This is a genomic window from Pseudooceanicola sp. NS-SX9, assembly GCF_057380705.1.
This window is the reverse complement of the sequence record NZ_JBXXRN010000004.1, coordinates 126,035-141,290: the sequence shown is the minus strand read 5'-3', so window position 1 is coordinate 141,290 and position 15,256 is coordinate 126,035. Positions and strand designations below refer to the sequence as shown.

The 15,256-nt window shown below is 67.1% G+C and carries 7 protein-coding genes (1 of these 7 only partly in view); 3 read left to right on the top strand and 4 right to left on the bottom strand.

What is annotated here, in order from left to right; translation table 11 throughout:
• Positions 1–220 precede the first annotated feature (220 nt).
• The 4 genes from mbfA to AC2ITM_RS20430 all read right to left on the bottom strand — a co-directional run bounded on the left by mbfA (position 221) and on the right by AC2ITM_RS20430 (position 5,457).
• A complete protein-coding gene (gene mbfA / locus AC2ITM_RS20445) occupies positions 221–1,159 on the bottom strand; it encodes an iron exporter MbfA (protein WP_486470259.1) in 939 nt (312 codons plus the stop codon).
• Positions 1,160–1,260: 101 nt separating this feature from the next.
• On the bottom strand, positions 1,261–1,929 hold the full coding sequence (locus AC2ITM_RS20440) for a response regulator transcription factor (protein ID WP_486470258.1): 669 nt from the start codon (positions 1,927–1,929) through the stop codon (positions 1,261–1,263).
• Positions 1,926–4,292: a sensor histidine kinase gene (locus tag AC2ITM_RS20435; RefSeq protein ID WP_486470257.1), complete on the bottom strand. Its 2,367-nt coding sequence runs from the start codon at positions 4,290–4,292 to the stop codon at positions 1,926–1,928. The genes AC2ITM_RS20440 and AC2ITM_RS20435 overlap by 4 nt, the downstream gene beginning before the upstream one ends.
• Before the next feature lie 358 nt (positions 4,293–4,650).
• The gene (locus tag AC2ITM_RS20430) at positions 4,651–5,457 is read right to left on the bottom strand and encodes an efflux RND transporter periplasmic adaptor subunit (protein WP_486470256.1); all 807 of its coding nucleotides are present in this window, start codon (positions 5,455–5,457) and stop codon (positions 4,651–4,653) included.
• Positions 5,458–5,543: 86 nt separating this feature from the next.
• Here AC2ITM_RS20430 and AC2ITM_RS20425 point away from each other — a divergent pair, with 86 nt between their 5' ends.
• From AC2ITM_RS20425 to AC2ITM_RS20415, 3 genes are all read left to right on the top strand, one after another.
• Positions 5,544–6,524: a methyltransferase gene (locus AC2ITM_RS20425; protein ID WP_486470255.1), complete on the top strand. Its 981-nt coding sequence runs from the start codon at positions 5,544–5,546 to the stop codon at positions 6,522–6,524.
• On the top strand, positions 6,521–7,081 hold the full coding sequence (locus AC2ITM_RS20420; protein WP_486470254.1) for an AAA family ATPase: 561 nt from the start codon (positions 6,521–6,523) through the stop codon (positions 7,079–7,081). The genes AC2ITM_RS20425 and AC2ITM_RS20420 overlap by 4 nt, the downstream gene beginning before the upstream one ends.
• 182 nt (positions 7,082–7,263) lie before the next feature.
• A protein-coding gene (locus AC2ITM_RS20415; RefSeq protein WP_486470253.1) for a beta strand repeat-containing protein crosses the window boundary here: on the top strand, positions 7,264–15,256 show its 5' portion. The gene runs 22,571 nt beyond the window's last position; the window shows 7,993 of its 30,564 coding nt (coding positions 1–7,993); its start codon is at positions 7,264–7,266; the stop codon falls past the right edge of the window.

Genomic DNA, 15,256 nt, shown 5'->3' with positions numbered 1-15,256 from the left:
TTTTTGTCTCCCCGTCCATTGAAATCTCAACGGACGGGCGACAAGGGGGGCGACGGGAGGCGCCGAAACGGATCCCCCCAGGGAAGGGATCCATCAAAATCAGTGATTCCAGACATTTAGAACCGGAAACAGTCATTATCACGTGATTTCATATTGCATCACATGGCGGTGACTGCCGGGTGACATGGGCCCCGAACGGGCAGGTCCGGCGCCCTGCCCCTCAGCCCGAGCCGATCAGGATCCCCGCGCCCAGCACCAGCGCGCCACCCAGCACCACCTGCAGCGCGGCGCGGAAGAAGGGCGTGTCCATGTAGCGCTTCTGGATCCAGGCAATCGCCCAAAGCTCGCAGAAGACCACGACGAAGGCGATCGAGGTGGCGATCCAGAAATGCGGGATCAGGTAGGGCAGCGCATGGCCCAGGCCCCCAAGCGCCGTCATCACCCCCGAGGCGATGCCGCGTTTCAGCGGCGACCCCCGCCCCGAGATCTGCCCGTCATCCGAGGCGGCCTCGGTGAAGCCCATCGAGATCCCCGCCCCCACCGAGGCTGCAAGCCCCACCAGGAAGGTCGTCCAGGGGTTCTGGGTGGCGAAAGCGGTGGCAAAGATCGGCGCCAGCGTCGAGACAGAGCCATCCATCAGCCCCGCCAGCCCCGGCTGCACCCAGGTCAGGACGAACTGGCGGTGCTCGGTCTCGGCCTCGGCGGTGCGGGCATCGGGGGTCAGCTCCTGCTCGGTCAGCTCGCTGGCGCGGCGTTCGTGGCCGGCCTCGGCCGCGGCCAGCTCGTGCAGCAGGGTGCGGGTGTCGGCATCCGAACAGCGCTGCGCGGCAGTGACGTAGAAGCGGTGCGCGTCATGTTCCATGATCTCGGCCTGGGCGCGCATGTCCTCCAGGCCCAGGTTCGTCGTCAGCCACAGCGGCTTGCGGTGATAGTAGTCCGAGACATGCTCTCGCCGGATCAGCGGGATGGTGTCGCCGAAGCGGACCTTGTGGCGGTGGATGAGGCGCTGCATATGCGTCTCTTCCTCTTCGGCCATGGCATCGAAGACCCGCGCCGTGGCCGGGTAGTCGGTGCGCAGGCGGGCGGCAAAACCGCGGTAGATCCGGCTGTCATCCTCTTCGGAGGAGATCGCCAGGGCCAGGACTTCCTGCTCGGACAAGTCCGAGAACCGTCGCTTGGAGGAGAGGAATTGCAACACGGGGAAACATACCTTGGAATCATTCTAATCTAAATCCGCAGTACCCGGCTGCGCGCGCCCGATCAAGCGGTTTCGCTGTCCTCGCCGGGCACCATCTGGGTGATCAGGGCGGGATCGGGCAGCTCGGCCACCAGGCCGAACATCTCGGTCACCGAAACCACGGCCAGCTTTTCCAGGATACGGGCGCGGTGATGGTCGACGGTGCGCGGGCTGATATCGAGCCTGCGGGCAATGTCCTTGCTGCTGATCTCGGCCGGGTGGGTCAGCATATGGCGCACGATCTGCCCCTCGCGGCCGGTCAGGCGGGCAAAGCGGCCGGCGATGGCGGCGGTGCGTTCACAGGCCTCCTGCAGGGCCAGGGCACGGGCGCGGGCGGTCTCGAGGCGTTCCATCAGCGTCGCCTGGCGGAACGGCTTTTCCAGAAAGTCGATGGCGCCGCCCTGGATGGCCATCACCGCCTCGGGGACGCCGCCATGGCCGGTGATGAAGATGATCGGCAGGCCATGGCCGCGGCGGACGATTTCGGCCTGCAGATCCAGCCCCGACATGCCCGGCAGGCCATAGTCCAGGATCAGGCAGGCGCTGAGACCCGGATCATAGGCGGCCAGGAAGGCTTCGGCGCTGGCGAAATCCTGTACCGCCATGCCGCGGATCGCGATGGCGCGGGTCAGGGCGCGGCGCACGTCGCTGTCGTCATCGACCAGGTAGACGGTGAAGATCTCGTCGCTCATGCCTGATCCTCCGGGGATGGCGGGCAGGCGGGCAGGGTCAGGCAGAACCGGGCGCCGCCACCTGCGGGCGCCTCGTGCCACAGAAGGCCACCGTTCAGCTTGACCAGCGAACGGCAGATCGACAGCCCCAGGCCCAGGCCCTGCGGCTTGGTGGTTTCGAACTGGGTGAACAGCGCCAGCCCCTCGGCGACGCCGGGACCGTTGTCCTGCACCACCAGACGCAGCCTGTCGCCCTCTTGCCGAATCTGCAAGGCCACGGCGCGGTCGGCAATGGCCGAGCCCTGGAAGGCCTCGATGGCATTGCGCAGCAGGTTCACCAGCACCTGCGCCACCTGTACCCGGTTGGCACGCGCCAGCGGATCGCCCGTGCACTCCAGCCGCAGGGCGACGCCCGCCTCTTCGGCCTCGTGCTGGACGATGCGCAGCACCTGCCCCGCCAGATCGGCCACCCGGAAGGGCGCCTGGTCGTGGTCATCGGGCGTCAGCAGGCCCCGCAAGGCATTGATGATCTCTCCGGCGCGCAGGGCCTGGCCCTCGATCTCGGTCAGGGTTTCCTGAAGCGGCCCCTGCAGATCGCCGCCCTGCTGCAGCAGATAGAGGCCCGAGCCCGCATTCTGCGCGATCGCCACAAGGGGCTGGTTCAGCTCGTGCGCCAGGCCGTTGGCCAGCTGGCTCATGGTGTTGTCGCGCACCAATGCGGTCATCTCGAGGCTCAGCTGGGTCAGCTGGGCCTCCTGCTCGTGGGTGCTGGTGACATCCTCGACGGTCATCACCGCATGCAGCGTGCGCCCGTCGCCGTCGCGGATATTGATCGCGTTCAGCCGCACCCAGATCACCGCCCCGTCGGCACGCCGCATCCGCAGTTCGCGGTTGGTCGAGAATTCCGCATCCGAACGCCGGTCCCCCAGCGGCAGGAAGCGGTGGTCGGCCGGCAGCACCAGCCCGGCCAGGGTCATCTGCTGCAGCGCCCCGGCGGAATGGCCGGTGATATCGCAAAGCCGGCCGTTGACGCGCAGGAACCGGCCGCTGCGCGGATCGATCTGCGCCATCCCGCGCGAGGCCATTTCGAAGGTCATGCCATATTCGCGCTCGGCATCGTGACGGGCGCGGATCTGCTGCATCAGGGTATGGTTGACGGCCTCCAGCTCCAGATAGGTGCGCGGCATCGGGGCGTCGGGGGCCAGTTCCCCCTGCGCCACCAGCGCCGAGCGCACGGCAAAGGCGCGCACGGGGCGGTGGATCCGGTTCGCCAGCAACAGCCCCGCGATCCCCGTCACCAGCGCCACCGCCACGGCGATCCAGATGTTGTGGCTGCGGTTCGACTTGATTTCCGAGATGAAGTCATCCTCGGGGGCATAGACGGCGATGGTCCAGGGCAGGGTCTCGCTGAGGATGGGCATCGCCAGCGCCACATAATCGCGACCGCCATAGCTGACGCGGCGCTCGACCTCGCGGGTGACGGGGGGCTGGCCGTCGGCGAAAAGGTCGGCGAAAGCGGCGCGGGCGATCGGATCGCCATATTCGCCGATCCGGTAAAAGCGCAGGCTGCCGTCGGCGGCGCGCGCCTTCAGCTTTTCCGCGCTCTCGCCGGCGATGACGTCGCCGTTGCGGTTGATCACGAGCGCCAGGCCGGTCTTGCCGATGGTCAACCGGGAAATGAACTCCGAGATCTCGTCGATCTCGATATCCACCCCCACGACGCCGGTGATGCCACGGCCCTGCCCGCGCACCGGGCTGGCCAGCGTCACCCCGCGCGGCGCGTCAAAGACCGGGGCCGCCAGGGTGATGCCCGGCGCCTGGGACGAGAAGAAGATATAGGGATCGGCCCAGATCGTGTGGCGCTCCATCGTGGCGCGCTTGTACCAGGCGCGGGTACGCGGGTCGAAATCGTCGCTGTCGTCCCAGGCTTCGCGCAGGACCTGAAAATCCGCCGACCGCCAGATCAGGTGGACCTGCCGCCGGCCGCCCCGCCGGCTGATGATCTTGGAGCGGAATACCCCCGGGGCACCATCGCGCATCACGAAGACGAAGCTGCCGTCGGCGCCGCCGAAATACATCCCCGAGATCTGCGTGGCCAACTGCAGCTGCTGGAACAGCAGCTGCTCCATCAGCACCGGATCGTCGCTGGCGATGATGCGGTTTTGCGCCAGCCGCACCGCCAGATCGGCGGCATCATGGGCGGGTTTCAGGAACCCCCGGGAATGTTCCATCGTGTTCAGCCCGACGTTGCGCAGCAGGCTGCGGGCATGGAACATCAGCACCTTCTCGGAGGTCACGTAGGACGAGAACACGATCGCCAGCACCGCCAGCAGCTGCAATCCCGCAAACCCCAGAAACAGGGGCACCCCCAATGTTTTCGTCACCGCAGCCCCCTGCCCGCCGGTCTGCCCGGCCCTTGCCCCTCGTAGGAGGAGCGGACCTGCTGGACAACCGCTCCGGTGGCCCGGACGAAATAAATCCGTACACGTGTCGAAAACGCCGCTCAGGACTTTGGTCGTAGGCATAATTGCCTAGGCAACCGCACGCATGGCCTCGCCGGGCCTGCTCCGCTAGCTTGCGCCCTGTCGTATTTGACAGTCCCGACCCGGTCCTTGTCCCCAACGTTGGCCCGGGTGTGTACATGTAAATGGTAACGCTTTTTATCGGCGTGATTTCTACCCTGTACCGGTGCCCGGCCGTTCGCCGGGTGCCGGTTTTTTCGTGGCGGGGCCACTTGGGGGATCAGTTCGCCGGCAGGTCGAAATCCACCGCACAGCGGGTGCCGGCGGGGATGGTGCCGCCCGGGTTCGGCAGCTCCAGCTGCACCCCGAACGTCCCCGAGGCCGCATCAAAGACCTGATCCACCGTGCGCACCCGCGCCATGAACCGCCCCGACAGCGGCTCTGCCTGCACCACCTCATAGCTGTCGCCCGTGCGGATGCGGTCGTGGTAATCCAGCGGCACGAAGACCTCGACCATCAGCGGGTCCATCTCGGCCAGGCGCATCATCTCGGCAGTGTCCGAGGCATATTCGCCCGCCGCCGCATCGACCGACAGCACCACCCCGTCGGCCGGGCTGGTGATCGTGCGCCGCGCCAGCATCGCCGCCGCCAGCCGCTGTTCCAGCTGGGCGCGGGCATGGCTGGCCTGGGCCTCTTCCAGGGCCAGCTGGCTTAGTGTCACCTCGATCCGCTTGTCCTGCACCGACGAGGCAGTCACGGCATTGCGGGCGAACAGTTCCTGCGCGCGGTCCAGTTCCTCCTGGCGGAAGCGCAGCCGGGCCTCGGCGGCGCGCAGATCGACATCCGAGGCAGCCTTGGCCTGCGCCATCTCCAGCTGCAGGCGCTGCACGCTGTCCTCCAGCCGCAGCAGGGGCTGACCGGCACCGACATGATCGCCCCGGCGCACCAGCACCGCCTCGATGCGGCCCTGCTCGGTCGAGCTGAGCGAGACGGTGGCCAGCGGTTCGATCACACAATCCTGCGGCAGGGCGCGCGCGGTGGCAGGCAGCAGGGCCAGCAGCGCCAGCCCCAGGCGGTTCAGCGACATCCGGTTTCCTCCCCCGACAGATGCACGGCCATGTTGCACGGCCCGATTGCATATCGCAAGATCGCACAATCAAGGGGAGGGGGCACATGGACGATCCGCAGGTCCGACAGCTGGAGACCGCACTGCTGGACGATCTGCCGGCGCTTGCCGCCCTGCGTGCGGCGCTGAAGGGGGGGCTGTTCGCGGCACTGCCCGGCCCCCTGACGCCGCCTGCCGACTGGGGCCTGCCGATCCTGGCGTCCCTGGGCGCGTTAGAACCCTGCCCCGAAGGCTGGCGCCCCACCGCCGCCATGCAGCGCCTGCTGGCCGATGACACGCTGGAAACGCGCGTCGATTTCATCGCCCTGGCCGCCTGCGACATGCTGCGTGCGGGGCCCGCCCTGTCGCAGGGCCCCGAGGCCTTCCTGGCGCGGGCCGAAACCTTTGCCTTCTTCCGTTACGACCGTGCCCGCAGCACCAGTGCCGCAGCGCTGCAGGACACCGCGCCCTGGGTCGCCTATGTCACCGCCCTGTCGCGGCGCGAGGCCCCGGCGCTGGCGCCGCTGATGCCGCTGCAGGGCTGCGTGTCGCTGCTGGAAATCGGCGGCAATACCGGCGTCATGGCCGAGGCGCTGCTGGCCCTGCACCCCACGCTGCGCGCCACCGTCCTGGACCTGCCGGCGGTCTGCCACCTGGGGCGGCAGCGGATGCGGGACCGCCCGCTGCGGGACCGCCTGCAGTTCCTGCCCGGCGATGCCCGCACCACCCCCTGGCCCGAGGCAGAGGCGATCCTGTTCAAATCCGTCCTGCACGACTGGTCCCTCCCCGAGGTCCGCCTGCTGCTGGCGCGCGCCGCAGCCCGCCTGCCCTCCGGTGGCCGGATCGTGATCTGCGAACGCGGTGCGCTGGCCGGTGATCCGCCGCCCCGGGGCCTGGCCGCCGCCGCCAACCTGGTCTTCGCCCCTTTCTACCGGGCCCCGGATCTTTATTGCGAAATCCTTGCAGCCGAAGGCCTGCGCCCCCTGCCCCCGGCCCGGATCATGCTTGACATGACCTTTCACATCACAGCGTTCGAACGCCCCGCATGACGCCGCTGCTGATCACCGTCTCGGGGCCGCCCGGCAGCGGCAAGACCACCCTGGCACGGGCCCTGGCGGGGCAGCTGAGCGCCCGCATCCTGCACCACGACGATCACGAGACCTTCACCCGCACCCCGCCCGAGGGGGTGCGCGACTGGCTGGACCGCGGCGCCCCCGATCACGAGCTTGCCGCCCCCGGTCTGGCCCGGGCGCTGCGCCCGCTGCTGGCCGGGCCAGACCCGGTGGTGATCGACACGCCCCTTGGCCCGCAGGACCCTGCGCTGTCGGGCCACCCTGCCCTATCCTTCTGGATCGACCTGCCATCCGACATCGCGCTGGCCCGGAAACTGCGGCAACTGAACGATTCGGTTCAGCCGGGCCAGCAGGCCGCCTTCTGCCACTGGCTGAATGGCTACCTGCGCGCCCATGAAGAGATCGTCCATCCCGCCGTCACCCTGCAGCAGGCACGGCTGGCGCCGCTGTGCCGTTTTCGGATCGACGGCCGGGCACCGCCCGATACCTGCCTGGCAAGTGCGATGCGGCAAATCACTCACAGCCAATACTAAACCATAGGAAGAATGGTTAATAATAAAACGCGCTTAGGCCGCATGGTTTTGGTTGCCCATAGGCTGCATCCCCCACATAGTCAGCTTGCGTTCATTGCAAGTCATGGGTGTGTCCGGGCACGTTTTCCAACGTGCACTCTGGGAGGAGCCGGGCACCTCGCGCTCAGGATTGGAAATCTGCCATGTCTTTTCCGTTCGCTCAGCAGAGCCCCGGCCAGCTGCCGCACATCCCCTACAACCGTCGCGTGCGGTCGCGTCTGCGTGGGCGGGACAAACGGCGCTTTGCCGCGCTGGAGCGCGCCGCCCGCCGCCTGATGCTGGAGCCGCTGGAACAGCGGGTGCTGATGAACGCCGACGTGCTGGCGCTGGATCTGGCGGCCTATTACCAGGACAACCGCGACACCGACCTGCTGGTGCAGCTGCACCAGGACATCGAGGGCGAGGGCGAGGCCGCAACCCAGGTCCAGCGGGTGCAGATCCTGGACCGCACCGGCGGCACGATCCTGAGCTTTGGTGATCTGTCCGAGATCTCGGGCGTGTCGATCACCGGGGGGGCGGGGCGCGACCTGATCACCTTCGACGGGCTGAGTTTCGGCGAGGACCAGCCCTTCAGCTTCCAGTTCGACGGTGGCGCGGGCGAGGACCGGCTGACCTTCGATACCGCGCGCGATACCCGCTGGACCATCGGCCAGCCCGATGCCGGGGTGGCAACGGATGGCTTCATCGACCTGTCGTTCTCGGGCGTGGAATGGCTGGAAGGGGCGGCGGACACCCACGACACCTTCACCCTGGCAGAGGGTGGATCGCTGTCGGGGGGCCTGGATGGCGGCGCGGCGGGCTTTGACACGCTGGTGATCGAGGGCGCCCATGACACTGTCATCTACCGCCCCGAGGACCCCAGCAGCGGCAGCTTCGAACTGGACGGAGAGCTGTTGCGCTTTGCGGGCCTTGAACCCACCTTCCTGACCAACACCGCCGCCAATGTCGCGGTGGACATGAGCACCCTTGCCCTGGGTCCCCAGACCGCAACGCTCAGCGTCGATGGCCTGACCGGGCATTTCCTGCTGGACGGGCCGGGGCTGGAAAGCGTCGATTTCGCCGCCCCCACCGCCAGCCTGACCATCACCAGCGACAATGGCGTGCTGAATTCGGACGTGGCGCTGACCATTACGGATTGGGACAGCACCGCCACCGACGGCATGGACCTGACCGTGCAGACCGAGGCGATCACCCTTGATGCGGGCGTGTCGCTGGGCACGCTGGTCAATCCGCTGGGCAATGTCACCCTGCAGGCGGCCAACAGCGCCTCGGGGGCGGGGCTGAGCTTCCTGCAGCTGTCGGGGATCGGCAGCGTCGGGGCATCGGTCGATGTGCAGGGCAGCATCATCGCGGATGGTGCCATCGACATTTCCGCCCATGCGGAACGGGTCCTGGATGCGACAGGCGATTTCTCGGACTTCGCCTTCAGCGAGGGCAGTCCGCTGCAGATGCCCAGCCTTGGCGCCCATGCCACCATCGGGGGCGCTTCGGTCATTTCGGGGGGCGCGTTCCGCCTGCAGGCGACGACGCTGCTGGATGTCAGCATCGACGGCAGCCAGTCCGTATTGGGAACGATCGCCAATGCGGTGATCGCCGATATCACCACCCATGCCACGATCGCCTCGGGGGCGCAGGTCAGCCTCGGCAGCGATATCCTGTCGGGCGAAACCGTCTCTGGTCTGGTGCGCGCCAGCGATGCCTCCAGCATCGTGCTGGATGTGACGCCCGATGAAGCGGGCACCGAAGGCACGGATTCCACCGGCATCCTGGGCGGCGCCCTCAGCAGTTTCGAGGTCTCGGTCGGGATCCTGACGATCAGTCGCGACACCCAGGCGGTGGTTGCGGGATCGGTCATGGCGGGCGGCGCCTTCGCGGTCGAGGCCAGCAACACCGGCACCTTCGAAAACAAGGTCAGCGCTTCGCTGATCGGGGCCACCTACCTGAATGCCACCGACAGCGTCCTGGCGCAGGTCTCCGGCGATGTCACCGGCACCGATCTGTCGGTCACGGCCACGAATACGTCCACGTATGACGTCATGGCCAAGATCGCCGTGCACACGATTTCCGGCAGCACCCGCGCGCTGGTCGACACCGGCACGATCACCCTGTCGGGCGCGCTGACGGTGCAGGCGCTGGACGCCACGACGCTGACGGCGCTGTCGGGCGAATTCGACGCCTATCTGGACGAGCTGACCGAAATCACCCTGAGCGAGGCGAGCGGCAGCAAGATCTCGGTTGCCGCCGCGATCTCTCAGATGGACAAGGATGTCGAGGCCGCCATCGACGGCGCCGACGTGACCGCCGCGGGCGATGTCACGGTCGAGGCCTCGAACGAACAGGTGCTGGTGTCGCGTGCGGCGGCGCTCAGCCTGCGGGACACCCGCAGCGGGCCCTCGAAGGCGACGCTGATTGCCTCGACCAAGACCGTGGGCTTTGGCGGCACCCTCGCCTTCAACGAGATGCGCGGCACGACCGAGGCCGCGATCCGCAATGGCGCCAGCGTGTCCGGCGACACGATCGCGGTGGGCGCCACCAATGCGGCGATCCTCGACAGCCTGTCCGAGGCCTCGACCAAGGTCACCAGCGGCAACAATTCCGCCGTGGGCGTGGGGATTTCCTTCAACCTGATCGGCTTTGACATCGACGTTCTGGATGCCTTCGCCCTTGGCCTTGATACGCTGATCGGCATCAACCAGTACCTCGGCAACGAGGACCCCTCCAACGCCCATGCCCATGTCACCTCGGCCGAGGTGGCAGCGGCAGGGGCGCTGAGCGTCACCGCCAAGAACCAGAGCCTGATCGACGCCACGGTGCTGAATTCCGCGACCTCGCAGGCCTCGGACAGCGCCACGGCGAACCCCCTTTATGATGCGCGGGGCATGGGCTTTGCGATGATCCTGGCGAACAACAAGATCGCCTCGGATGCGCTGGCCGAGATCGTCAATGCCACCGGCCAGGGCGCCATCGCCGGCACCACGCTGAGCGTGCGGGCCGAGGACACCACCACCATCGCCTCGAATGCCAAGGTCACGTCTTCCTCCGTCACCACCAATGACGGCGGGCTTTCGGGGGTCGATGCGGCGCTTGGCACCATCCTGCCGTCGGATCTGAACACCGATGGCGCCCATGTCTATGACGGCAATGGCGACGAGGTTGCAGGCCCCACCTGGCAGGTCGATTTCGGTGACCGGATCGCGCTGAACTACGACTGGCTGGCGTTCAACGATGCCAATGGCCAGGCCGGCACGATCTATCGCTACATGGGCGGCAGCCCGGTCCAGATCGACCTGCGCGACACCGATTTCGAGGACACCGACTATTGGCAGCGCGTCCCCGAGACCGAGCTGATCCCCACCGGCACCAACCTGTCCGACAGCGACAGCGTCGGCGTGGGCGGCATGGCGGTGCGCAACACCTTCGACGCCCAGGCGATTGCGCGGGTGATCGGATCGGCACTGCAGGCGGGTGGCGATGTCACCATCAAGGCCCTTGAAAACGCATCGCTTTCCGCGACGGGGAACATGGCGGTGTCGTCCTCGGGCGGGGGATCGGTGCAGGGCGACAAGGGCGACAGCCTGGCGGTTGGCGCGCTGATCGTGGTCAATACGGCGAATGCCGGGGCGCTGGCCTCGATCGAGCAGGGATCGGACGTGACCTCGACCGCCGGATCGGTCGCGGTCGAAGCGCAGAGCATCGCGAAACTGAAGGCGCAGCTCGATACCGCGATCAGCGCGGCGGGCGACAGCGTCGGCGTGATCATCGCCTTCAACACCCTGGGCTACGAGGCCGAGAACCTGCTGTTCCAGACGGTCGATGCGCTGATCGGCACCGATATCGGCGATCAGACGCCTTCAGATGCAGTGGCGCGGATCATCGACAGCGATGTCGCGGGGCAGACCGGCGTCAGCGTCACGGCGATGAACGCAGCCCAGCTGGAGGCGCGCATCGGCACCTCGGTCAGCACCGATACGGCGGCGATGCAGGGGGCATCCGCCATGGCCGCGCAGGGGGTTCTGGCCTCGAACATGCTGGCGGGTCAGGCGGCGGCCTATATCGACGATACCGACGACACGCCCTCGGATGAAACCATCCTGGCGGCGGCGGGCCTGGTGCGGGTCAGCGCCCGCGACGACACCGTGCTGCACAGCCAGACGGCGCTGGATACCGGGGCCTCGCGCACCAACGACCTGGGGCTGGGGATGCTGAACGCCCTGGCGCAGGAACTGATGGATGCCTACCAGTACACCACCCTGTCGGGCAGCCAGACGCTGGCCTTTGGCGACCGGGTGCTGATCGGCAGCGACCAGGACGCGGATCTGCAGGGCAAGGTCTTCCAGTACATGGGATCGGGCGCCACGGTCGATCTGGCCACGGCGACCTACACCGACATGGATCTGTGGAAAGAGCTGGACGAGACCAACATCATCCCCCCTGCCCTGATCGGCGTCGCCGCCAAGGGCGCCCAGATCGACACCGGTTCCGCCAAGGCCTATTACGTCATGGTCAGCCGGAACGAGGCTCAGGGCGGCGCCACTGCCTTTATCGACGACTACGACGTGACCGCCCAAGGGATTTCCGTCACCGCCCGCGAGGCCGCGACGATGCAGGCGGTCGATGCCAGCACGATCAGCGCCACCCAGACCTATGGCGGGCTGATGGTCACGAACGAGCTGAATTCGCGCGCCTCGGCCCGGATCACCGACAGCAGCGTCACCGCCACCGCAGGCGATGTCGCGGTCGAGGCGCTGAACCTGTCGGTTCTGGATGCGGTGACGCTGTCGTCGATGACGGGCGTGTCGGATGCGATCAACGTGGTCGTGGCCTTCAACGCGGTGGGCTTTGACGGCTCGAACGTGCTGTTCCAGGCGGTCGATGCGCTGCTGGGATCGGATTACCTGATCGAGGCCGAACCCGTCGGCGCCGAAGCCTATGTCGAGGATTCGGTGCTCACCGCCAGCGGCGACGTGACCGTCACCGCCGAGACCAGCGAAGACAACACCGACATCACCTTCACCGACACCACCGCCCAGCTGCTGGACGACATGGCCGAGGCGAAGGCGCTGGACGAAGAGGACGCCTCCGGTGACGCCGCGGCCCTGGCCGATCTGCAGGCCGAATTCGACGCCGCCGGCATCACCTACGAGGGCGATCTGTCGGTCGAGACGGTAGAGGTGCAGCTGCGCTGGTATGTCTCGGACGAGGTCGGCCGCACCTGGATCATCGAGAACCGCTCGGGCACGCTGGTGCTGCTGAACGCCAACCTGCTGGATGCGCGGGTGGGCAATGAAAGCTCGGCCGTGGCGACGAACAACCGCGCGCTCTTCGATGCCTATGTGACCGGCTCAAAGGAGGACAACCAGGGCAAGGGCATCAAAGATCTGAAATACGGTGCCGATGGCACGGCGGGCGGCGGGATCCTGGCGACCAACCGCGTGGCATCCTCGACCGCCGCGTGGATCGCCAATTCCACCACCACCGACCATGCCGCGACCGATACGGTCGAAACCCTTGCCACAGGTGCGACCGTCACCGTTGGTACGGATGTGTATGAATACATCGGCGCGGATCTGGGGGCCGATCATGGCTTCCTCTACACCACCGACAGCGACGTGCAGCGGCTGGAGGCCGGGGATCGCATCCTGGTGCAGGAAGATCACGGTGCCTGGGTCCGGGGCGACATTCTGGTCTATTCCGGTGCCACGCTGCAGGCCGCGCAGACCGATCCGCGGGCGGTGGATTACGCGCTGATCACGCTTTTCGACGTCATTGATACCCAGCCCGGCGATTTCGCCCTGGGCAATGCGGCGCTGTCGATCGACCTGTCGGATGCGGTGCAAAACTACGCCGCCAATGCCGACTGGCAGTTGCGCGACGCGACCCTGCCGCAGGGGTCCGTCACCGCGGGCGGCAGCGTCACCGTCAGCGCCCATGACAATGCCCATCTGCGCGCCGACAGCAATATAGAGGTCTCGGCCGTCGTCACCAACAACATGGATGCCTTCACCGCGCTGGCGAACCAGGCGCTGCAGAAGGAATATGCCTATACCTCGTTCTCGGGCACGCAGGATCTGGTGCAGGGCGACGTGATCTACATCGGCTCGAACGGGGGGACCGAGGCGGGCAAGTATTACCAATATGCGGGCGACGGCGGCAGCTTTGATCTGGGCAATGTCGCGGGGCTGGGTCTGGGCAATGCCGAGACCTGGACCCTGCTGAACGGCCAGATCGAGCCTCAGGACGTCTTCCCCAACTTCGGCAACCTGGCCGAGAGCAATGCGCGTTCGGTGGGTGGGATCGTCGTCACCAATGACGTGCGGGCCGAGGCCACCGCGCGCGTCACCGACATTGCCATCACCGCCACGTCGGGCGATATTTCCGTTTCCTCGCAATCGGATGCGACTATTCTGGCGCGGCTCACCTCGAATGTCACCTCGTCGGGCGGCAGCGCCTGGGGCACGGGGGAATCGCTTGCGGTCAATGCCACCATCGCCACCAACATGGTCCGCGCCAGCGCCGAGACGCTGGTCGCAGACAGCACCCTGACCGCGGGCGGCGACATCGCCGTCACCGCCGACAACAGCGCCATCCTGGACGCCACCACCCAGACCGAGACCAATACCGGCGATACCGGCGTGGGCGTCACGCTGGCCTTCAACACGCTGGGCTGGAAGGCCTCGAACCTGCTGTTCAACACGGTCGATGCGCTGCTAGGCGATCCGCTGATTTCCGAGGCCATGGGCGGCGAGGATCCCTCGATGGCCCGGGCCTGGGTGCTGGACAGCACGCTGGATGCGGGCGGCGACATCGGTGTCGATGCCACCTCGCGCGAGCGGCTGAATGCCACCGTGTCGAATTCCACCGTATCCGCGGCCTCGGCCCAGACCGATGCCAGCGGCAAGAGCATCGGCGTCGTGCTGGCCTCGAACAAGGTCAGCGGCCGGGCCTATGCGCAGATCGACGGGACAGGTGCGCCTGCCGCCACGATCACCGCGGGGGGCGATGTTTCGGTCAATGCGCAGGACCAGATCGGCCTGTGGTCGAATTCGAAACTGGTCAGTTCCTCGACCACCACCAATGACGGCGGCCAGGCCGTCGCAGCCGAGACGCTGAATGACGAACAGCAGGCCGACTGGCTGGCCCTGGGCGCCGGCACGCAACCGGTCACGGTCAAGTTCGGCGATCTGGTGCGGCTTGACGACAGCTATGGCAACGGCGGCACGGCGGGCGGGGTCTATGAATACCTCGGCACCGAAAGCATCATTGATATCAATGATGTGGACTACGAGGACCTGAATTTCTGGCGCCCCACCCTGACCACTCAGGGCATCCCCAGCTTTGGCAATGTCAGCGAAAGCGACTCGGTCGGCGTGGGCGCGCTGGTGGTGCTGAACGACCTGCGCTCGGACGTGCAGGCGCGGATCCTTGCCGCCGATGTGACCGCCGGCGACATCACCGTCACCGCGACCGAGGACGCCACGATGGAGGCGCTGGTGGATGCTGCGACCTCCTCCTCGGGCGGGTCGAACCAGGGCCAGGGCACCTCGGTCGCGGTGGGCGGCGTGATTGCCACCAACGTGTTGCAGGGGGGCGCGCGCGCCGCGGTGATCGACAGCGCCCTGACCGGCGCCGATATCCGGGTCGAGGCCACCAACACCGCTGATCTGACCGCAGAAAACACCGCCATGGTCGCCACCGGCGACACCGGCGTCGGCATCATTCTGGCCTTCAACTCGGTCGGATGGGAGCCCTCCAACATCCTCTTCAACACGATCGACGGCATCCTCGGCGATCCGCTGATCTCGGGCGCCTTCAATGGCGAGGCCCCGGTGGATGCCGAGGCCTATGTGCTGTCCAGCAGCCTCACCGCCTCGGGCGGGGTCGAGGTCCTGGCCAGCAACGATGCGACGATCACGGCCACCACCTCGAACGAGACGACGTCGGCAGCTTCGGCGCTGAAGGATGCCTCGGGGACGGCGGTGGGGGCGATTGTTGCCACCAACAAGCTGTCGGGCAGCGCCCGGGCCTTTGTCGACGTGGCGAACCACAAGCAGTCCGACGGGTCCCAACGGATCCGGACCGGCGACCGGGTGCTGGCCAATTCCGGCACGGTCTATGCCTATTCCGGCCCCGAGGCGG

Bases quoted from the DNA above. Each gene is read 5' to 3' on its own strand.
- AC2ITM_RS20440 (WP_486470258.1), bottom strand. From the start codon at position 1,929: ATGAGCGACGAGATCTTCACCGTCTACCTGGTCGATGACGACAGCGAC.
- AC2ITM_RS20430 (WP_486470256.1), bottom strand. From the start codon at position 5,457: ATGTCGCTGAACCGCCTGGGGCTGGCGCTGCTGGCCCTGCTGCCTGCC.
- AC2ITM_RS20420 (WP_486470254.1), top strand. From the start codon at position 6,521: ATGACGCCGCTGCTGATCACCGTCTCGGGGCCGCCCGGCAGCGGCAAG.
- AC2ITM_RS20425 (WP_486470255.1), top strand. From the start codon at position 5,544: ATGGACGATCCGCAGGTCCGACAGCTGGAGACCGCACTGCTGGACGAT.